Here is a 19,424-nt window from a genome sequence, read left to right on the forward strand (position 1 = left end):
TTAGGGATGAGTGTCGGAAACATCGGGCTTCGGGATTTGGCACAGGCCCTGCGCCGGGATCGCCAACGCGGAATTAAAGCGCGCGGATAAATTTTGCAGGCCGATCAGCGCGGTTAGCTCGGTTAACGCCTGAGCATCGAACTGCTGCGCCAGCCGGGCGCGCAGCGCGTCATCGACGGCGGGCGGCGTCATGCTCGCCGCTTCGGCATATTCCAGCGCCAACCGTTCGCTATCGCTGAATAATCCGCTATTGCGCCAGTCGTTAACCGCCAATAGTTTTTCGCTGCCGCCGGCGCGCTGCGCCAGTTTCATGCTGGTGATATCAATGCAAAATTCACAGTGACACAGTTGGGCGATACGGGCGCTCACCAACGAGCGTAGCAGCGGATCGAGCGGCGAGCGCCGGCGCTCCAGATATCCGACAAACATCGAAACCAGATAAAACGCCAGCGGGATGCGACCCCACCAGCGGATAGGGCTGAGCACCGCGCCATAATGGCGACGGTGTAGCCATGCCTGCGGGCGCAGGATCAATGGAATCGACGTTAACGGCGGTAGATTCATGGCGATTTCCTGTTGTGATGCACAACGTATTGCGCCCTGGCTATCGCGACTACGATAGCCAAAGCGAACATAATAGATAACCCGCTGAGCAGCCAGAACCGCCCCCCCGTCAGCAGGCTTCCGGCCCACGAGTAGACGATAGTCGCCGGTAATTGGCCGACGCCGGTGGCAAACATAAAATGGCGAAAGCGGATTGAGGTTAGCCCAGCGGCATAGCTCACCGGATCGAAAGGGACGAAGGGCAGCAGGCGGCAAACCAGGATGGTGTGCTTGCCGTAGCGCCTAAAAAAGCCATCTACGCTCTGTAATACCGCCTTGCCGGTCAGTTTTTCTACCACTTCACGGCCCAGTACGCGGGCAATAAAAAAGCACAGCGCCGCGCCAGCCATCGCGCTGACCCATGACAATACGCCGCCCCACAGTGCGCCGAACAGCGAAGCGTTGGCAAAAGTTATTAAAAACGCCGGCAGCGGCGCGACAATTGCCTGCAGGATCATCAGACCGAAAGAGACCAGTGCCGCCAGCGGGCCATAAGCGTCAATAAAACGCTCCAGCGCCTGCTGATCGAGGGTGGCAAACGCGCTAAGGCTATGTTGCAGAAAGGAGCGTACGCCCGGTATTAACCACCAGCCGACGAGTGCTGCCAGCGCCAGCAGGACGATAGCGCCGCGTGAGAGCCACAGCCGTTTTCTGTTATCCATTTTCATCGCCTACCGCGGATGTTGCGACACTAATGTGTTTATAGCGGCCATAACGCCTGGCGGCCTGAGTTAATACAAATAGCGCCAGGCCGGCGATGCTGAGTTTGCCAATAAAGGCCGGGGTGATGCCATCGCGGGCCAGTTCGCTGGCCATAAAAGTATAAATAAACAATCCCGGCAGGGTGGCGATGGTGGAGATAAACGTAAAGGACCAGAAGGGGATCGCCGTCAGTCCATAGGCATAGTTCTGCAGATTATAAGGAAACAGCGGCACCAGCCTGGTGAAAATCAGAAAATCGCAGCCGCTGCGGGCAATACCGCGCTCGAACGCCTGAAAAACGGCATGGTGACCACAATAGCGCTGCAGCGCTTCGCGCCCCAGCCAGCGGGCCAGCAGGAACGACAGCGATGAGGCGACAGTTGCGGCGATAAGCGACAGTAACGTGCCCAACCAGGGGCCAAATATCATACCGCCGACGATGACCAACGCGCTGCCGGGCATCAGGCACAAGGTGGCGATGATAAACAACAGGATATAAAGCGCATAACCTGCGCTACCGCTGTGCAGAATAAGTAATTGAAGATCGTGAAGGTGGCTGAACAGTCTCGTCAGCCCGGCGTGATGAACAAGCCATGCCAGCAGGGCAAACAGGAGTACGGCAAACAGCAGTTTATAGCGTGCCTGGTAACGGCTTCTTTTGCATGAGGGGTCTCCTGTCTTCGTTTTGCCCGGCAGGAAACGCCGGGTGCGCGCGACAGTATAGTAAATTGCCGTGAGCGACAATGTATACCGTTCACTTTATTGATTTTGCTCAGGATAGCGGGGCTCCACGCCGGAGCCCCAAAGAAGAATTACGGCTTAAAGGTTGCCCATACCGGCGCATGGTCGGAAGGCTTTTCCATGCCGCGGATGTCGTAATCGATGCCGGTTTCGACGCAGCGCTGGGCCAGCGGCGAGCTTGCCAGCAGCAGGTCGATACGCAGACCGCGGTTGTCATCAAAACCTTTAGAGCGGTAATCGAACCATGAGAAGCGGTCATGATTATCCGGGTTGGCGTGACGCCAGGTATCGACCAGGCCCCAGCCCAGCAGACGATCCATCCATTCACGCTCTTCCGGCAGGAACGAACATTTACCGGTGCGCAGCCAGCGCTTGCGGTTCTCTTCGCCGATGCCGATATCAAGGTCGGTAGGGCTAATATTCATATCGCCCATGATAAGCACCGGATTTTCTTTGTTCAGCTCGGTATCGAGGTAGTTCTGCAGATTCTGATAAAACGCCGCCTTTGCCGGGAACTTGGTCTCGTGGTCGCGGCTTTCACCCTGCGGGAAATAGCCGTTAATTACCGTGACATTGCCAAACGGTGAGGGGATTTCCGCCATGATGATGCGGCGCTGCGCATCTTCGCCGTCGCCCGGGAAGCCGCGACGCACGGCTATCGGAGTCTCTTTGGTCAGCAGCGCCACGCCGTAATGGCCTTTTTGCCCATGGTAAAAGACGTTGTAGCCCAGCTTCGCCACCTCTTCGAGAGGAAACATATCGTCGTGAACTTTGGTTTCCTGGAGACCGATAACATCGGGCTGATGTTTATCGACGATGGCGGCCAGTTGATGGGGGCGGGCACGCAGGCCGTTGATATTAAAAGAGATGAATTTCATAGTCGCTGCCACTGTGCAAGGTGAATAGTGCAAGGATGTTAGCAGAATTTCATCATGGTGGCTGCCGGCAGGTGGTTAATTCTACCGATTACTGCGGTTGGCGAGCGAATCGCACAAATTATGCACCGTTTTGGCGCATGTCGCGCCAAAAAAGCGCAGATATCTACGATAAATTTCGTAGAGGATCACAATTACAGAATTATATCTTATCGCTGCATAACTTATCGTCTTTTTCCACTATCCAGCGCCGTTTACCTGATAATTATTCACTAGATATGCATTTTTGTTGAATAATTAGTGCCTGTAACTCGTTGATATCACGTGATTGAGCTCAATTTATGCATTTTTGCCTCTGGCTGGCACGATGCGTGCAATCTACATTTACAGCGTAATAACTCATAAATTTTAACATTGTTCTTACTTTTAATTTACCGGAAGAGGTCGATATGTCTCAGTCAATTACGCGTAGCAATTTTGATCAATGGATGATGCCGGTATATGCGCCGGCGGCTTTTATTCCGGTACGCGGCGAAGGTTCACGGTTGTGGGATCAGCAGGGGAAAGAGTATATCGATTTTGCCGGCGGTATCGCGGTGAATGCGCTGGGACACGCTAACCCACAGCTAGTAAAAGCGCTGACCGAGCAGGCGGGAAAATTCTGGCATACCGGTAACGGTTACACCAATGAACCGGCGCTGCGCCTTGCCAAACAGCTGATCGACGCCACCTTTGCCGACCGCGTTTTCTTCTGTAACTCCGGCGCCGAAGCCAACGAAGCGGCGCTGAAACTGGCGCGTAAATACGCCCACGATCATTACGGCAGCCACAAAAGCGGCATTGTCGCCTTCAAAAACGCTTTCCACGGGCGCACGTTGTTCACCGTCTCCGCCGGCGGTCAGCCTTCCTATTCGCAGGATTTTGCGCCGCTGCCGCCGCAGATCCAGCATGCTACCTATAACGACCTCGACTCGGCGCGCGCGCTGATTAATGACGACACCTGCGCGGTAATCGTCGAGCCGATGCAGGGCGAGGGCGGCGTGGTGCCGGCGAAAGCGGAATTTTTGCGCGGCCTGCGCGAATTGTGTGACCAGCACAACGCGCTGCTGATTTTTGATGAGGTACAAACCGGCGTCGGGCGTACCGGCGAATTGTATGCCTATATGCACTACGGGGTGACGCCGGATGTCCTGTCGACGGCGAAAGCGCTGGGCGGCGGCTTCCCGATCGGCGCGCTGTTGGCGACGGAGAAATGCGCCAGCGTGATGACCGTCGGCACTCATGGCACGACCTACGGCGGTAACCCACTCGCCACCGCTGTTGCCGGGGAACTGCTGTCTATCGTCAATACCCCGACGCTTTTGAACGGCGTTAAACAGCGTCATCAGTGGTTTAGCGAACGCCTGAGCGCGATTAACGCCAGATACGGCCTGTTCAAGGAAATTCGCGGACTGGGGCTGCTGATTGGCTGCGTACTGAACGACGAATATGCCGGAAAAGCAAAAGCCATCAGTACCCAGGCGGCGGAAGACGGGCTGATGGTATTGATAGCCGGGGCAAACGTCGTTCGCTTCGCCCCGGCCCTTAACGTGAGCGAGGAAGAGGTTAAAACCGGTCTCGATCGCTTTGAGCTGGCCTGCCGTCACTTCCTTGCGGGAGTTTCATCATGATGGTGATCCGACCGGTTGAAAAAGCCGATTTGCCGGGGCTGATGGCCCTGGCGGGAGAAACCGGCGGCGGCCTGACGTCGCTGCCGGCGGACGAACCCACTCTGGCTGCCCGCATTGAACGCTCCCAGCGGACCTGGCGCGGCGAACTGCCGAAAAGCGAACAGGGCTATGTCTTTGTGCTGGAAGATAGCGTCAGCGGTGCGGTCGTTGGGATCTGCGCGATTGAAGTCGCCGTTGGCCTCAACGATCCCTGGTACAACTATCGGGTCGGCACCCAGGTACATGCTTCAAAAGAGCTCAATGTTTATCACGCGCTGCCGACGCTGTTCCTTAGCAACGATCACACCGGCTGTAGCGAACTCTGCACGCTGTTTCTCGATCCGGCATGGCGTAAAGAGGGCAACGGCTACCTGTTGTCGAAATCGCGACTGCTGTTTATGGCCGGTTTCCGCGACCACTTTAATGACAAAGTGGTCGCCGAGATGCGCGGCGTGATTGATGAGCATGGTTATTCGCCGTTCTGGGAAAGCCTTGGCAAGCGCTTCTTCGCGATAGAATTTTCCCGCGCCGACTATCTCTCCGGCACCGGTAAAAAAGCGTTTATCGCCGCATTAATGCCAAAACATCCGTTATATATCGACTTTCTCTCCGATGAAGCGCGGGCGGTCATCGGCCAGGTTCATCCGCAAACGGCGCCTGCGCGTGCGGTACTGGAAAAAGAAGGCTTCCGTTTTAACAACTACATCGACATTTTTGACGGCGGCCCGACGCTGGAGTGCGAAATTGACCGGGTGCGGGCGATACGCAAAAGTCGCCTGCTGACGGTGGAGGAAGGGCAGCCTGCGCCGGGAGAGTGGCCGCAGTGTCTTGTCACCAACGAGCAGTATCAGCAGTTCCGCGCCATCCTGGTCCATGCCGACCCGGATAGCGAAACGTTGCTGCTGAGCGCGCGTGAGCTGGATACGCTGAAATGCCACCCAGGCGACCGCGTACGGATGGTCCGCCTGATCCCCGAGGAGAAAGCATCATGAGTTTATGGATTAACGGCGAATGGCAAAACGGGCGCGGCCCGCAGCGCAGTAAATATAACCCGGTCAACCAGGCGCTGCTGTGGCAGGGGAATGACGCCGACGCCGGGCAGGTCGCGCAGGCGGTTAGCGCCGCGCGTCAGGCTTTTCCCGCCTGGGCCCGCCTGCCATTTAGCGCGCGTCAGGCGATCGTCGAGAAGTTTGCGGCGCTGCTGGAAGCGAACAAAAGCCAGCTGACGGCGATTATTGCCGCTGAGACCGGTAAACCGCGCTGGGAGGCGGCCACGGAAATTACCGCCATGATAAATAAGGTGGCGATCTCGGTGCGCGCCTATCATAGCCGCACCGGCGAGAGCGAGACGGCGATGGCCGACGGCGCCGCCACCCTGCGCCACCGTCCCCACGGGGTACTGGCAGTATTCGGGCCTTATAATTTCCCGGGCCATTTACCTAACGGACATATTGTACCGGCGCTACTCGCCGGTAATACCATCGTCTTTAAACCCAGCGAGCTTACGCCGCAAAGCGGCGAAGCGGTGGTTAAGCTGTGGGCGGAGGCGGGCTTACCCGCTGGAGTCGTGAATCTACTGCAGGGCGGCCGGGAGACCGGCGAGGCGCTGAGCGGGCAGGCGGATATCGACGGTCTCTTGTTCACCGGCAGTTCCGCGACCGGCTTCCAACTGCACCGTCAACTGGCCGGGCAGCCGCAAAAAATCCTCGCCCTCGAAATGGGCGGTAACAACCCGCTGATTGTTGACGAACCGCAGGATATTGACGCTGCGGTCCACCTGACAATTCAGTCGGCGTTTATCACCGCCGGGCAGCGCTGCACCTGCGCGCGCCGTCTGTTGGTGAAGCGCGGCGCGACGGGCGATGCGTTTTTACAGCGTTTAGTGACGGTGTCACAACGTCTTATTCCCGCCGAGTGGGATGCGGAGCCGCAGCCGTTCCTGGGCGGACTGGTATCGCCGCAGGCCGCGCAAAAGGTGCATCAGGCCTGGCTTGGGCACGTGGCGAGCGGCGGACAGACGTTACTGGAGCCGCGCCTGCTGCGCGACGGTACCTCGCTGCTGACGCCGGGGATCATCGACATGAGCAACGTGCAGCAGGTGGCGGATGAAGAAGTTTTTGGCCCGCTGTTGTGCGTGTGGCGCTATGACAATTTCGAGCAAGCGATCGCGATGGCTAACGCCACCCGGTTTGGTCTCTCCTGCGGGTTGATTTCCGCCGAGCGCGATAAGTTCGAGCGCCTGTTGCTGGAGGCCCGCGCCGGGATCGTCAACTGGAACAAGCCGCTCACCGGCGCTGCCAGTACCGCGCCGTTTGGCGGAACCGGCGCCTCGGGAAATCATCGTCCAGGCGCCTGGTACGCCGCCGATTATTGCGCCTGGCCGATGGCCAGCCTGGAATCCGCCGAACTGACGCTACCGGAGACGCTCAGTCCGGGGCTGGATTTTTCATCGCAGGCAAGTTGATGAAAGTTCGCGGGGCCGGGATTCTCGGCCCTGCGAGTTTTCCTCGATCCGTTTCAGTAATAGAGGAGGCGTCGTGGACGACTTTCTGGCACTAACTCTGGCGGGGCGCTGGCCGCATCATTTTCATGGCGAAACCGCCCATTTTCGTTGGCACTGGATCGATTGCGGCATCCTGCTGCTGACCCCGCATGCGCGCTGCGAACGTTCACTGGTGCTCTCCTGCGGTATTCACGGCAATGAAACCGCGCCGGTGGAGATAGTCAACGCTTTGCTTCAGCAGTTGTTTAGCGGCGAACTGCCGCTGCGCTGGCGTGTTTTGGTGATATTCGGCAACCCGCCGGCGCTGCGGCAAAATAAACGCTATCTCGATAGCGATATGAACCGCATGTTCGGCGAACGCTGGCGCAAGTTCGCGCCCAGTGGTGAAACGGTGCGGGCGCGGCAGTTGGAAAGCGCTGTGACGCGTTTTTTTAGCGATAGCCATGGCGTGCGCTGGCACATGGATATGCATACCGCTATTCGCGGCTCGCTGCATCCGCGCTTTGGCGTGTTGCCGGCACGCGAGAAGCCGTGGGGCGAAGATTTTCTCAGCTGGCTTGGCGCGGCCGGGCTGGAGGCGCTGGTGTTCCATCAACAACCGGCGGGAACCTTTACCCACTTTAGCTGCGAACGTTTTGCCGCGCTGGCCTGTACGCTGGAGTTGGGCAAAGCGCTGCCTTTTGGCGACAACGATTTAACCCAGTTCTCAGCGACGCAGCGGGCGTTAAGCAGGCTGTTGGTGGGCGATTTGGCGGTGGAAGAAACGACTGCGCCGCTGCGCTACCGGGTGGTGCAGCAGATCACGCGCCACAGCGACCAGTTCCGGTTGTATATGTCAGGGGAGACGCTCAATTTTACGCCGTTCAGCGCCGGGACGCTGTTGGCTGAGGATGGCGAAACGCGCTATGTCGTCGAAAAGGCGCAGGAGTACGTGCTGTTTCCCAACCCCGGCGTGGCGCCAGGGCTACGGGCTGGGCTGATGCTGGAACGGTTGTAATTTCCTTTCTTAACTATTCACAGCCGTTGTCGTTCGCGGTTGTGAATATCGAGTGAAATATGGCTGCGCGCCGATCTTATTTATTTGTGCCATTGGCATAGTTTGCGGATTATTCCTGGTTAAATGCTTTGTTTTTAATCTCCACTGTTTTATAATCTTCATACTTTCCTTATAAAACAGCCTGTTATTTATTTTTTGTTGCATATCCTTCCTCATTTTCCTTATTTTCTCCACAATTGGTGAGAAAATGTTTTTTACACTTTCATTGTTTTACGCTTGCACTGACTAATTGACGATAAAGCGCGTAAAGTTAATCTCGTCAACACGGCAATGCGCCGTCAGAATAACTGATAGTAAGGACATAACCATGAAGAAGATTACTGCTCTGTTTGTTGCCTCTACTCTGGCTCTGGGTGCTGCTAACCTGGCTCACGCGGCCGATACCACCGCTACCACCCAAACCGATAGCAAACCGATGATGCACCATAAAGGTATGCCGGGTCATCACGATATGATGTTCAAAGACCTGAACCTGACCGATGCGCAAAAACAGCAGGTTCGTGACATCATGAAAAGCCAACGCCAAAACATGAAACGTCCGTCCCTTGACGAACGTCGCGCCATGCACGATCTGATCGCCAGCGATACTTTCGACAAAGCGAAAGCCAGCGCGCAGATCGACAAAATGGAAGCGCAGCATAAAGAGATGATGCTTTCCCGCATGGAAACCCAGAACAAGATTTACAACATCCTGACGCCGGAACAGAAAAAACAGTTCAATGCGAATTTTGAGAAGCATCTGACAGAACGTAAAGCGCCGGAAGGTAAAATGCCTGTACCTGCTGAGTAACTCAGCGCGAAGAATGAAGACCGCCGGTCTTGCCCAATCATTGCCAGTAAGGCTTTGGGCAGGGCCGGCGGTTTTTTACGTTTACGATATCATTAGCCAAGCGGGTGCAGCTGATACTCACCGCTGAGCAAAGGCTTACAAAGGATCTTGTAGCCATCGTGATCGAAACCGGCTGGCAGTGCGGTGAGTTCAGCAGCTTGCGCCAGCGAATCCACCGCGCCCAGCCACAGCCAGTTATGAATGATGTGGTACTGGACCATATCCGGACCGCGCTCCTCCAGCGCCACCGGACCCGCCCACGGCCAGCACACCAGCTGAAGCTTACTCATCTGCGCCAGCAGCCGCTGGTTATGATCTTCGACGCGCTCTCTACCGCAGCAGGCGCCGGCGCAGCGCCCCAGCGCGGAACGAAAACAGGCGCGCCCGCGACTCAGCGGCTCCAGCCCCAGAATGCCATAACACAGACGGTGCTCATCGGCGATGGTTTGCAGCGCCTTTAATGCCGCGCGGCGGTTAGCGAACAGGCCGTACAGGTGCTGCTGATGGGAGAAATCGACTTCTCGCGCATACACAACTTGCGGTTTACCCGCCTCCAGCAGCCAGGAGCAGAGCTGCTTATTACGCCGCAGTCGTTTATTAAACAGCGGCTGCTGTTCTTTAATTAACCGCGCTTCAAGTAACAGCGCGCCTAATTCCCCGGCGGTCCGCTGCCAGCTGATGCGCCGCGCCTGGCGCAGCATGGAGGCTTCATCAGCGGTACGCAAATGCGACAGCACCCGGCTGCGGATATTCACGCTCTTACCGATATAAAGCGGCAGCGTCTCGCTTTCACCATGGAACTGATACACCCCAGGCAGCTTTGGCAAGGCCTCAAGCCATGGACGCAAGTGTTCGGGGTACTCATAGATTGCCGCCGCTTCAAATTCCAGACGCGGGGCAGATTGTTTTCTGGCCACAACAACTCCTGATACTGTTCATACATCCAGTATAGCAGGCGAGTTTTATGGCGAAAAGAACAAAAAATAACCCCGGCGCTGGCCGGGGTACAGGGGAGTAGTTACTTCTTCCAGAAATCGTCGAAGACGGTAATCGGCGGGCGGCGCTTATGCTCGGTTTTCAGATACCAGCCTTCGATGGTTTTGGCGATGTTCTCGTCCAGGGTTTTGCCTTCCAGATAGTCATCAATGTTTTCGTAGGTCACGCCCAGCGCGACTTCATCCGGCAGAGAAGGGCGGTCATCTTCGAGGTCGGCGGTCGGCTGCTTCATATAAAGGTGCTCAGGACAGCCCAACTGCGCCAGTAGCTGTTTGCCCTGACGTTTATTGAGACGGAAGATAGGATTAATGTCGGTACCGCCATCGCCGTATTTGGTAAAGAAGCCGGTGATCGCTTCTGCGGCATGATCTGTTCCCACGACCACGCCTTTGGTCATGCCGGCGATACTGTATTGCGCTTTCATTCGCTCACGGGCTTTCTCGTTGCCGCGAACAAAATCGCTCAGCTCAATACCCGCTTCTCGCAACGCCTGCTCGCTGGCCAGCACCGCGCCTTTAATATTGACGGTCAGCACGCGGTCGGGCTGGATAAATTCGATGGCATCCTGGCAATCCTGCTCATCGGCCTGGACGCCATAAGGCAGGCGCACGGCGATAAATTGCAGGCTGCGATCGCCGCTTTCGGCACGCAGCTCATCGATCGCCATCTGGCATAGTTTGCCGGTAAGGGTCGAATCCTGGCCGCCGCTAATGCCGAGCACCAGTGATTTAATGAACGGGTAGGTCTGCAGATAGGATTTCAGGAAATCCACGCTGCGGCGAATTTCGCCTTCGACATCAATCTGCGGCTTCGCGCCCAGCGCCTGAATAATTTGTTGTTGAAGCGTCATTACGCCCTCCGGAAAGTGAGCCTGTATGGCAACCAGCATGGTCTAAAACTACCTCTTTGCTGCTGAAACGACAAGGCTGGTACCGCTGACTGACGGAAAAGAAGGCAACCAATGGCATAGCATTTAATTATGGTGCGGAAGGTAGTTGGAAGTAGAGTGCGCTGCGCCGCTGTTTTTTTGCACATATCTGGTTACCAGAAAAGTTCTGAATTTACATGAATTCGACGTTTGGCTTGAAAAATAACGCTTTTTATTCCAGGCTTAAAACACGCCGATTACATAATGAGGACGGAATATGAACAAAAAATTAGCAGGATTGATGGGCGCAGCGGCAGTATTAACCATGCTGGCGGGGTGTACGGCCTATGACCGCACCAAAGACCAGTTCACACAGCCAGTTGTTAAGGATGTCAAAAAAGGCATGACCCGCAGCCAGGTTATGCAGATTGCCGGTAAACCGTCGTCTGAAGTCACCATGATTCACGCTCGCGGAACTTGCCAGACTTATATCCTGGGTCAACGGGATGGTAAAATTGAAACCTACTTCGTCGCGCTGGACGAGACCGGCCACGTGATGAACTCCGGCTACCAGACCTGCGCCGAGTACGACACCGATCCGCGTAACAGCAAATAACTACGCGTCACAAGCTGAGAGCTACGAAAGCCCGACCATTGGTCGGGCTTTTTTATGGCGGCTAATGCTTATTTAATTGCGCGAATTATTTGGGGGAAATGTGAGGGTAGTCAAAACGCGAGGTCAATGAGAGACAATTCTGTTCAACAGGGAATTATCCTGCCGCCAAATGTTGCCGTATACTCAATGCATAAACAAAACTAACCTAAAGTTACCAGTCTTACCGGCTCTCAGTCATTGCTGAGGCCCAGGTCCTACAAATTGAGGAAGCGTTCATGGAAAAGAAACATATCTATCTGTTCTGCTCGGCTGGCATGTCCACTTCACTACTGGTCTCCAAAATGCGTGCCCAGGCAGAAAAATATGAAGTCCCGGTAATTATTGAAGCGTATCCTGAAACGCTGGCCGGTGAAAAAGGGCCGGAAGCTGATGTCGTATTATTAGGGCCACAAATTGCGTATATGCTGCCGGAAATCCAACGTTTGCTGCCGAACAAGCCGGTAGAGGTCATTGATTCCATTCTGTACGGTAAAGTTGATGGCTTAGGTGTATTGAAAGCGGCCGTCGCGGCCATTAAGAAAGCTGCTGCACAATAATTTTATTTTTTAAACTCGCGATATTCTGGCGTCTGGTAGTTAATTAATACTAGCCGCCACTATATTCAACAGTTTATTTTCCCGTCAAAGAGTAATTTCATACATCATCGCCGTAATATTTTATTGCGGCTTTTAAGGGTATTGACTATGAGTAAAGTGATCGATTCGCTTGAAAAGGTACTCCTTCCTTTTGCTGTTAAAATAGGAAAGCAACCGCACATTAATGCGATTAAAAACGGCTTTATTAAATTAATGCCGCTGACCCTCGCCGGGGCCATGTTCGTATTAATCAACAACGTTTTTCTGAGCTTTGGTGAAGGTTCTTTCTTTTATTCAATGGGGATTCGCCTGGATGCCTCCACCATTGAAACCTTAAACGGCTTTAAAGCCATCGGCGGTAATGTCTATAACGGTACGTTGGGCATTATGTCGCTGATGGCGCCGTTCTTTATCGGCGCCGCGCTGGCCGAAGAGCGTAAAGTCGACCCCATGGCTGCCGGTCTGCTGGCGGTCGCCGCCTTTATGACCGTCACGCCTTATAGCGTGGGTGAAGCCTACGCCGTCGGCGCCAACTGGCTCGGCGGGCAGAACATTATCTCCGGGATGATTATCGGCCTGGTGGTGGCGGAACTGTTCACCTTTGTCATTCGTCGCAACTGGGTCATTAAACTGCCGGATAGCGTGCCGTCATCGGTATCGCGTTCCTTCTCGGCGCTGATCCCGGGCTTCCTGATTTTGTCGGTCTTCGGCATTATTTCGTGGATTCTGTCAAACTACGGCAGCAACTTCCATCAGATCATCATGGACTCCATCTCCACGCCGCTGGCGGCGATGGGCAGCGTCGTTGGCTGGGCGTACGTAATCTTTAACTCCCTGCTGTGGTTCTTCGGGGTGCACGGTTCGCTGGCGCTGACCGCGCTGGATAACGGCATTATGACGCCGTGGGCGCTGGAAAACATCGCGCTGTATAACCAGTATGGTTCTGTCGACGCGGCCATCGAAGCCGGCAAACAGTTCCACTTCTGGGCGAAGCCGATGCTCGACTCCTACATCCTGCTGGGTGGTTCCGGTGCGACGCTGGGTCTGATTATCGCCATCTTCATCGCTTCTCGCCGCGCCGATCATCGTCAGGTCGCTAAGCTGGCGCTGCCGTCAGGCATCTTCCAGATTAACGAACCGATTCTGTTCGGTCTGCCGATCATCATGAACCCGGTCATGTTCATCCCGTTCGTTCTGGTCCAACCGATTCTGGCCGCGATTACGCTGGCCGCTTATAGCCTGGGCATTATCCCACCGGTGACCAACCTTGCGCCGTGGACGATGCCAACCGGTTTGGGCGCTTTCTTTAACAGTAACGGTAGCGTTGCTGCCCTGCTGGTCGCGCTCTTCAACCTTTGTGTCGCTACTGCCGTGTACCTGCCGTTCGTCATCCTGTCGAACAAAGCGCAGAGCACCATCGAGCAGGAAGAAAGCGAAGAAGATATTGCTAACGCACTGAAATTCTGATGTCGAGCGGTACGGGCTCTCCCCGTACCGCCTGAGAAACGAGGGAAATATTATGTTTGATCTGGATAACATCGACGCGGTAGAAACCCCGGAAAATGACCTCGAAGAGGTGGTGATGGGGCTGATTATCAACTCCGGACAGGCGCGTAGCCTGGCCTATGCGGCGCTGAAGCAGGCGAAGCAGGGGGATTTTGCCGCCGCGAAATCGATGATGGAGCAATCGCGGATGGCGCTGAGCGAAGCGCATCGCGTCCAGACCCAGCTTATTGAAAGCGATGAAGGCGAGGGCAAGATGAAGGTGAGTCTGGTGCTGGTTCATGCGCAGGATCATCTGATGACCTCAATGCTGGCCCGTGAACTGGTGGCCGAATTGATCGAGCTGCACGAGAAGGTACAATAGGCTATCCGAACGATGAGGCAGCCGAAGATGATGACCACCGAGATCAGTACCGCCAGGGAACAACAGCTCTTCAACGGGAAAAACTTTCATGTGGTCATCTATAACAAAACGGAGAGCGTGAGCGGGCTTCACCAGCATGATTACTACGAGTTCACTATCGTTTTAACCGGGCGCTATTATCAGGAAATTAATGGCAAGCGGGTGTTGCTGGAGCGCGGGGACTTTGTCTTTATCCCAATGGGGTCGCACCATCAGAGCTTTTACGAGTTTGGTGCGACGCGCATTCTTAACGTTGGCATCAGCAGACGCTTCTTTGAGAAACATTATCTGCCGCTGCTGCCGTTCGGTCTGGTCGCCTCTCAGGTCTATGCGGTGCAAAGCGCCTTTCTCAGTTATATCGAGTCGGTTATTGCTTCACTGAATTTTCGCGAGACTGAATTTGACGAGTTTATTGAACTGGTCTCGTTTTACACCATTAACCGCTTACGTCATTATCGTGAAGAGCCCGTTGAAGATGTGATTCCTCACTGGCTGAAAAATACCGTAGAAGATATGCACGATAAAAACAAATTTGGCGAAAGCGCGCTGGAAAATATGGTGCAATTGTCCGGGAAAACGCAAGAATATTTAACCCGGGCGACCCAGCGCTATTATGGTAAGACGCCGATGCAGATCATTAATGATATCCGCATCAATTTCGCGAAAAAACAGCTGGAAATTACCAACTATTCGGTCACTGATATTGCGTATGAATCAGGATATAGCAGCCCAAGTCTGTTTATTAAAACATTCAAAAAGCTGACTTCCTTTACGCCAAGCAGTTATCGCAAACAACTGACCAATATTAATTAACTCGCAGCGGTATTTACCGCGCGGTTTATTCATTCAAGTTAACTGTCCGCATTTATGCGGAGAGCGGTCTACGTCTACGCGTAGCGCCTAAGGGAGAAAGATATGAGCCAGAAATTAAAAGTCGTGACTATCGGCGGCGGCAGCAGCTATACCCCGGAATTACTGGAAGGTTTCCTCAAACGCTATCACGAGCTGCCGGTAACGGAACTGTGGCTGGTGGACGTGGAAGAAGGGCAGGAAAAGCTCGATATCATCCATGCGCTGTGCCAGAGGATGGTGGAAAAAGCCGGCGTGCCGATGAAAGTCTACAAAACGCTGGATCGCCGCGCGGCGCTGGAAGGGGCGGATTTCGTCACCACGCAGCTGCGCGTTGGCCAGCTGAAAGCGCGTGAAAAAGATGAACGTATCCCGCTAAGCCATGGCTATCTTGGCCAGGAAACCAACGGTGCTGGGGGCCTGTTTAAAGGCCTGCGTACCATCCCGGTGATTTTCGATATCGTCAAAGATGTGCAGGAAATTTGCCCCGATGCGTGGATCATTAACTTTACCAACCCGGCGGGTATGGTCACCGAGGCGGTATATCGCCACACCAATTTCAAACGCTTTATCGGCGTGTGCAACATTCCAATCGGTATGAAGATGTTTATTACCGATGTGCTGCAGCTGAGCCCGAGCGATGAACTGAATATCGATCTGTTCGGCCTTAACCACCTGGTGTTCGTTCGCGATGTGCTGGTCAATGGCGTGTCGCGCTTCGATGAACTGCTGGACGGCGTGGCTTCTGGCCGCCTGACCGCGAACTCGGTGAAAAATATCTTCGACCTGCCGTTTAGCGAAGGGTTGATTCGCTCACTGCGCCTGATCCCATGCTCGTATCTGCTTTATTACTTCAAGCCAAAAGAGATGCTGGCGATTGAGATGGGCGAGTACTACAAAGGCGGCGCGCGCGCTCAGGTCGTACAGAAGGTTGAAAAACAGCTGTTCGAACTGTACAAAAATCCGGATCTGAACATTAAGCCGAAGGAGCTTGAGCAGCGAGGCGGTGCTTACTACTCTGATGCCGCCTGCGAGGTGATTAACGCCATTTACAATGATAAGCAGGCCGAGCACTATGTGAATATTCCGCACCATGGCCACGTTGATAATATTCCGGCCGACTGGGCGGTAGAAATGACCTGTACGCTGGGCCGCGACGGTGCGAAGCCCACGCCGCGAATCACGCATTTTGATGAAAAAGTGCTGGGGCTGATTTATACCATCAAAGGCTTTGAAGTGGCGGCCAGCCAGGCGGCAATAAGCGGCGAGCTTAATGACGTACTGTTGGCGCTGAATTTAAGTCCGCTGATTCATTCGGATCGCGATGCCGAGCAGCTGGCGCGGGAGATGATCCTCGCCCATGAGAAGTGGCTGCCGAACTTTGCAGCGACTATCGAAAAACTGAAACAGTAACGGGAGCGGCCGATGGAACGCGTATTGATCGTTAACGCCGATGATTATGGCCTGAGCAAAGGGCAGAACTACGGCATTATCGAAGCCTGCAGGAACGGACTGGTGACGTCGACCACGGCGTTGGTCAACGGCGCGGCTATCGGCCACGCCGCCCAGTTGAGTCGCAGCCTGCCCGAGCTGGCGGTGGGCATGCACTTTGTGTTGACGCTGGGCGAGCCATTATCGGCGATGCCGGGGTTAACCCGCGACGGGCGGTTGGGCAAATGGATTTGGCAGATGGCGGAAGAAGACAGCCTGCCGCTGGATGAGATCGCCCACGAACTGGAGTGCCAGTACCGGCGTTTTATAGAACTGTTTGGTTGCGAACCGACCCATATCGACAGCCACCACCACGTGCATATGATCGCGCAGATCTACCACATCGTCGCCGCTTTTGCGCGCGAAAAGGGCGTCGCTTTGCGTATCGACCGCCAGGTGGCGGCGCTGAATGGCCTCGATCAGGATGCGGCGCGCAGTAGCGATGGCTTCAGCAGCGAATTTTACGGTGAAGCGGTTTCACAAGCGCTGTTCCTGCAGACGCTGGATGCCTCACTTGAACGGCAGGAAAACTCGCTGGAAGTGATGTGTCATCCGGCATTTGTCGATAACACCATTATGGGCAGCGCTTACTGCTATCCGCGGCTGACCGAACTGGACGTGCTGACGTCCGGCGAACTGAAGTACGCTATTGCGGAACGCGGCTACCGGCTCGGAAACTATCGCGACGTATAAAGAGAGGAAAGCCCGGCAGCCATGAACTGCCGGGCTTTTTGTTACGCGGGTATGGCCGCAACTTTACTGCTTCTTGACCAGACGCGATGCGCGGCCAGTAGCGTCAGCAGTTTATCGACGCTAAGCGTATTAATCGCGTCGCATTCGATAACCCCTTCTTCACCCGCAGCGGGCACCTGTAGCAGCGAACTAAACTGCCGCGCATCGCCCGCCAGTAAAATAGGCTTCAGATGCTTATAAGCTTCCAGCAGATAGTAGCGGGCATCTCCGTTATCGCTGATGCTGCTCAGATCGCCGCCGGGAACGATAACCGCATCAACCGTCAACGATGGCGAGCCGGCGAAGGTTCCGGCGATCGGTAGCTGCGATCCATCATCGGCGCTGACTTCGCCCATACGCGAATAGAGCAGTTTGCTGTGGACGCCTCTGGCCTGCAGCGCTTGCAACAGGTTGAGTACATCCTGCGCGCAGGTCTTCTCGTTGAGTAATACCGCGACAATTCGTCCTTTTACGTCGCCATCGCCATCAGCGTAAAGACTGAGGGTTGGATCTTTCTCCACGCCGTTAACCGGCGCTGGCGGGGCAATATTCCTCTGCTCATCGCTGAGTTCGATACCGAGATTGTTGGCTACCGCTTCCGCCAGCCCGATATCAATATGCGCCAGATGATCGACCACCCGCTCGCGGATCCAGACTCTGACCACTTTGCTCAGCTCAAAACTAAAGCCGCCGATAATGTGCTGCTGCTCAATCGGCGTCTGGCTGAGCCAGAACACGCGAGGCTGGGCGTAGTACTCGCCGAAGGAGGGGCTACGGTTACGGATTTTCTCGCCATCAACGCGTTCCGCCAGTGATTCAAAGCCGCCGCGTTTCGGCGCCGGCGGCGTTTCGCGAGGCCAGTTATCGTTGATAGAGTTGGGCTCATAGTTTGCTGGATTGGTATCAATCTCCATTCGGTGCATGCCGTCACGCTGGAAATTATGATACGGGCAGGTAGGGCGGTTAATCGGAATTTCGTGGAAATTTGGCCCGCCGAGGCGGCTAATTTGCGTATCGGTATAGGAGAAGAGTCGCCCTTGCAGCAGCGGGTCGTTACTAAAATCGATACCCGGCACGATATGACCCGGATGGAATGCCGCCTGTTCGTTCTCAGCGAAGAAGTTGTCGGGGTTACGGTTAAGCACCATTTTGCCGACTCGTTGCACGGGCACCAGCGCTTCCGGAATGAGTTTGGTCGGATCCAGCAGATCGAAGTCGAAATCGAACTCGTTTTCCTCTGGAATTAACTGCAGGCCGAGCTCAAACTCCGGATAATCGCCAGCCTCGATGGCTTCCCATAGGTCGCGGCGATGAAAATCCGGGTCGCGGCCGGTCAATTTCTGCGCCTCATCCCACACCAGGGATGCTTTACCGGCCACCGGCTTCCAGTGGAAGCGTACGAAGGTGGCTTTGCCTTCGGCGTTGATGAAACGGAAAGTATGTATGCCGAAACCTTCCATCGTGCGATAGCTGCGCGGCAAGCCGCGGTCGGACATGGCCCACATCACGTTATGCAATGTTTCCGGCTGCAGCGAAACATAGTCCCAGAAGGTGTCATGGGCGCTTTGTCCCTGCGGAATTGCCCAGTGCGGTTCGGGTTTCACCGCATGGACAAAGTCAGGAAATTTAATCGCATCCTGGATAAAGAAAATAGGCGTGTTATTGCCCACCAGGTCGAAAATGCCCTCTTCGGTATAGAATTTGGTGGCGAAGCCGCGGATATCACGCACGGTATCGGCCGAGCCCGCGCCGCCCTGAACGGTGGAGAAGCGGACAAAAACAGGGGTGATTTTTTCCGGCGCGGACAGAAAATCGGCTTTGGTAATCTCTTTCAGGCTTTTGTAAGGCTGGAAATAGCCGTGCGCGGCGGAACCGCGAGCATGAACGATACGCTCGGGAATGCGTTCATGGTCAAAGTGGGTAATTTTCTCACGTAAGATAAAATCTTCCAGCAACGTTGGTCCGCGGTTGCCGGCGCGTAACGAGTTTTGATCGTCGGCGATGCGTACCCCCTGATTGGTGGTCAGCGGGAAGTTTTCGCCGCCTTTACGCTGCGGCTCAAGCGTATCTAATTTTATGCTGTGAGTATCCGGCGCTTTCAGGCTGCCGGGCGCCGTCGGCTCCTCCCCGGGTGCGGTTGGCTGGGGAGTAGGGCGCCACTCGCGGTCTTCTGGCGCCAGTGAATCGAGGCCCGGTTTTGCTTCATCGCTATCGTGTACCGGAGCCTGTCGGCTGTGTGGGTCGTGGTGTTTTTCTGACATCTGCTCGTCTCCTGCTTTCATTGCTAAAAGTGGTCGTTGCTAAACCAAAAC

19 protein-coding genes and 1 pseudogene are annotated in these 19,424 nt (G+C 55.1%); 13 read left to right on the plus strand and 7 right to left on the minus strand.

Translation table 11 applies throughout. The features are described from left to right. The 4 genes from KGA69_RS16150 to xthA all read right to left on the minus strand — a co-directional run bounded on the left by KGA69_RS16150 (nucleotide 1) and on the right by xthA (nucleotide 2,924). On the minus strand, nucleotides 1–564 hold the full coding sequence (locus KGA69_RS16150) for a carboxymuconolactone decarboxylase family protein (RefSeq protein ID WP_015366168.1): 564 nt from the start codon (nucleotides 562–564) through the stop codon (nucleotides 1–3). Next, the gene (locus KGA69_RS16155) at nucleotides 561–1,265 is read right to left on the minus strand and encodes a TVP38/TMEM64 family protein (RefSeq protein ID WP_049060476.1); all 705 of its coding nucleotides are present in this window, start codon (nucleotides 1,263–1,265) and stop codon (nucleotides 561–563) included. Before KGA69_RS16155 ends, KGA69_RS16150 begins: the two co-directional genes overlap by 4 nt. After that, entirely contained in the window at nucleotides 1,258–1,917 is a 660-nt protein-coding gene (locus KGA69_RS16160) for a TVP38/TMEM64 family protein (protein WP_411710447.1), read from the minus strand. Before KGA69_RS16160 ends, KGA69_RS16155 begins: the two co-directional genes overlap by 8 nt. Before the next feature lie 200 nt (nucleotides 1,918–2,117). Continuing rightward, on the minus strand, nucleotides 2,118–2,924 hold the full coding sequence (gene xthA / locus KGA69_RS16165; protein WP_015366172.1) for an exodeoxyribonuclease III: 807 nt from the start codon (nucleotides 2,922–2,924) through the stop codon (nucleotides 2,118–2,120). A gap of 446 nt (nucleotides 2,925–3,370) precedes the next feature. Between xthA and KGA69_RS16170 the strand changes: the two genes are divergently transcribed. The 5 genes from KGA69_RS16170 (at nucleotide 3,371) to spy (ending at nucleotide 8,980) form a co-directional block, all read left to right on the plus strand. Next, on the plus strand, nucleotides 3,371–4,591 hold the full coding sequence (locus tag KGA69_RS16170; RefSeq protein ID WP_045393249.1) for a succinylornithine/acetylornithine transaminase: 1,221 nt from the start codon (nucleotides 3,371–3,373) through the stop codon (nucleotides 4,589–4,591). Further along, on the plus strand, nucleotides 4,588–5,622 hold the full coding sequence (gene astA / locus KGA69_RS16175; protein WP_032711851.1) for an arginine N-succinyltransferase: 1,035 nt from the start codon (nucleotides 4,588–4,590) through the stop codon (nucleotides 5,620–5,622). Before KGA69_RS16170 ends, astA begins: the two co-directional genes overlap by 4 nt. Next, nucleotides 5,619–7,094, plus strand: a complete 1,476-nt coding sequence (gene astD, locus KGA69_RS16180) for a succinylglutamate-semialdehyde dehydrogenase (RefSeq protein WP_213292462.1) — start codon at nucleotides 5,619–5,621, stop codon at nucleotides 7,092–7,094. The genes astA and astD overlap by 4 nt, the downstream gene beginning before the upstream one ends. Before the next feature lie 73 nt (nucleotides 7,095–7,167). After that, nucleotides 7,168–8,130, plus strand: a complete 963-nt coding sequence (gene astE, locus KGA69_RS16185; protein WP_213292463.1) for a succinylglutamate desuccinylase — start codon at nucleotides 7,168–7,170, stop codon at nucleotides 8,128–8,130. A gap of 367 nt (nucleotides 8,131–8,497) precedes the next feature. Beyond that, a complete protein-coding gene (spy, locus tag KGA69_RS16190; protein WP_045393240.1) occupies nucleotides 8,498–8,980 on the plus strand; it encodes an ATP-independent periplasmic protein-refolding chaperone Spy in 483 nt (160 codons plus the stop codon). Nucleotides 8,981–9,072: 92 nt separating this feature from the next. Here the strand turns inward: spy and cho are convergent, their stop codons facing one another. Together cho and nadE are read right to left on the minus strand one after the other, a co-directional pair. After that, nucleotides 9,073–9,936: an excinuclease Cho gene (cho, locus tag KGA69_RS16195; protein ID WP_045393237.1), complete on the minus strand. Its 864-nt coding sequence runs from the start codon at nucleotides 9,934–9,936 to the stop codon at nucleotides 9,073–9,075. Nucleotides 9,937–10,037: 101 nt separating this feature from the next. Further along, nucleotides 10,038–10,865 (minus strand): ammonia-dependent NAD(+) synthetase, encoded by an 828-nt coding sequence (gene nadE / locus KGA69_RS16200; protein WP_045393234.1) that lies wholly within the window; start codon nucleotides 10,863–10,865, stop codon nucleotides 10,038–10,040. Nucleotides 10,866–11,160: 295 nt separating this feature from the next. On the opposite strand from nadE, the gene osmE reads away from it, so the two are divergent. From osmE to chbG, 8 genes and pseudogenes are all read left to right on the plus strand, one after another. Then, complete coding sequence (gene osmE, locus KGA69_RS16205) at nucleotides 11,161–11,499, plus strand: osmotically-inducible lipoprotein OsmE (RefSeq protein ID WP_045393231.1); 339 nt, start codon at nucleotides 11,161–11,163, stop codon at nucleotides 11,497–11,499. A gap of 275 nt (nucleotides 11,500–11,774) precedes the next feature. Continuing rightward, nucleotides 11,775–12,095 carry a PTS N,N'-diacetylchitobiose transporter subunit IIB gene (gene chbB / locus KGA69_RS16210; RefSeq protein ID WP_015366183.1) on the plus strand — a complete coding sequence of 107 codons (321 nt, stop codon included), beginning with the start codon at nucleotides 11,775–11,777 and terminating at the stop codon, nucleotides 12,093–12,095. A 70-nt stretch (nucleotides 12,096–12,165) separates the two neighbouring features. After that, nucleotides 12,166–12,231 (plus strand): annotated as a pseudogene (locus KGA69_RS24150) (hypothetical protein); the annotation flags it as partial. Nucleotides 12,232–12,242: 11 nt separating this feature from the next. Next, on the plus strand, nucleotides 12,243–13,601 hold the full coding sequence (gene chbC / locus KGA69_RS16215; RefSeq protein ID WP_015366184.1) for a PTS N,N'-diacetylchitobiose transporter subunit IIC: 1,359 nt from the start codon (nucleotides 12,243–12,245) through the stop codon (nucleotides 13,599–13,601). Between the two features lie 52 nt (nucleotides 13,602–13,653). After that, nucleotides 13,654–14,001, plus strand: coding sequence for a PTS N,N'-diacetylchitobiose transporter subunit IIA (gene chbA, locus KGA69_RS16220; protein WP_015366185.1), 348 nt, complete (start codon nucleotides 13,654–13,656; stop codon nucleotides 13,999–14,001). A gap of 27 nt (nucleotides 14,002–14,028) precedes the next feature. Next, entirely contained in the window at nucleotides 14,029–14,853 is an 825-nt protein-coding gene (chbR, locus tag KGA69_RS16225; RefSeq protein WP_072251555.1) for a transcriptional regulator ChbR, read from the plus strand. A 102-nt stretch (nucleotides 14,854–14,955) separates the two neighbouring features. Further along, nucleotides 14,956–16,302: a 6-phospho-beta-glucosidase gene (locus KGA69_RS16230; RefSeq protein ID WP_045374759.1), complete on the plus strand. Its 1,347-nt coding sequence runs from the start codon at nucleotides 14,956–14,958 to the stop codon at nucleotides 16,300–16,302. A gap of 12 nt (nucleotides 16,303–16,314) precedes the next feature. Next, nucleotides 16,315–17,073, plus strand: a complete 759-nt coding sequence (gene chbG / locus KGA69_RS16235) for a chitin disaccharide deacetylase (protein ID WP_045393226.1) — start codon at nucleotides 16,315–16,317, stop codon at nucleotides 17,071–17,073. Between the two features lie 41 nt (nucleotides 17,074–17,114). Here the strand turns inward: chbG and katE are convergent, their stop codons facing one another. Further along, a complete protein-coding gene (gene katE, locus KGA69_RS16240; protein WP_213292464.1) occupies nucleotides 17,115–19,373 on the minus strand; it encodes a catalase HPII in 2,259 nt (752 codons plus the stop codon). Between the last annotated feature and the right edge of the window lie 51 nt (nucleotides 19,374–19,424).

This window comes from Klebsiella sp. A52 (genome assembly GCF_018388785.1).
GTDB classification, from domain to species: domain Bacteria; phylum Pseudomonadota; class Gammaproteobacteria; order Enterobacterales; family Enterobacteriaceae; genus Klebsiella; species Klebsiella aerogenes.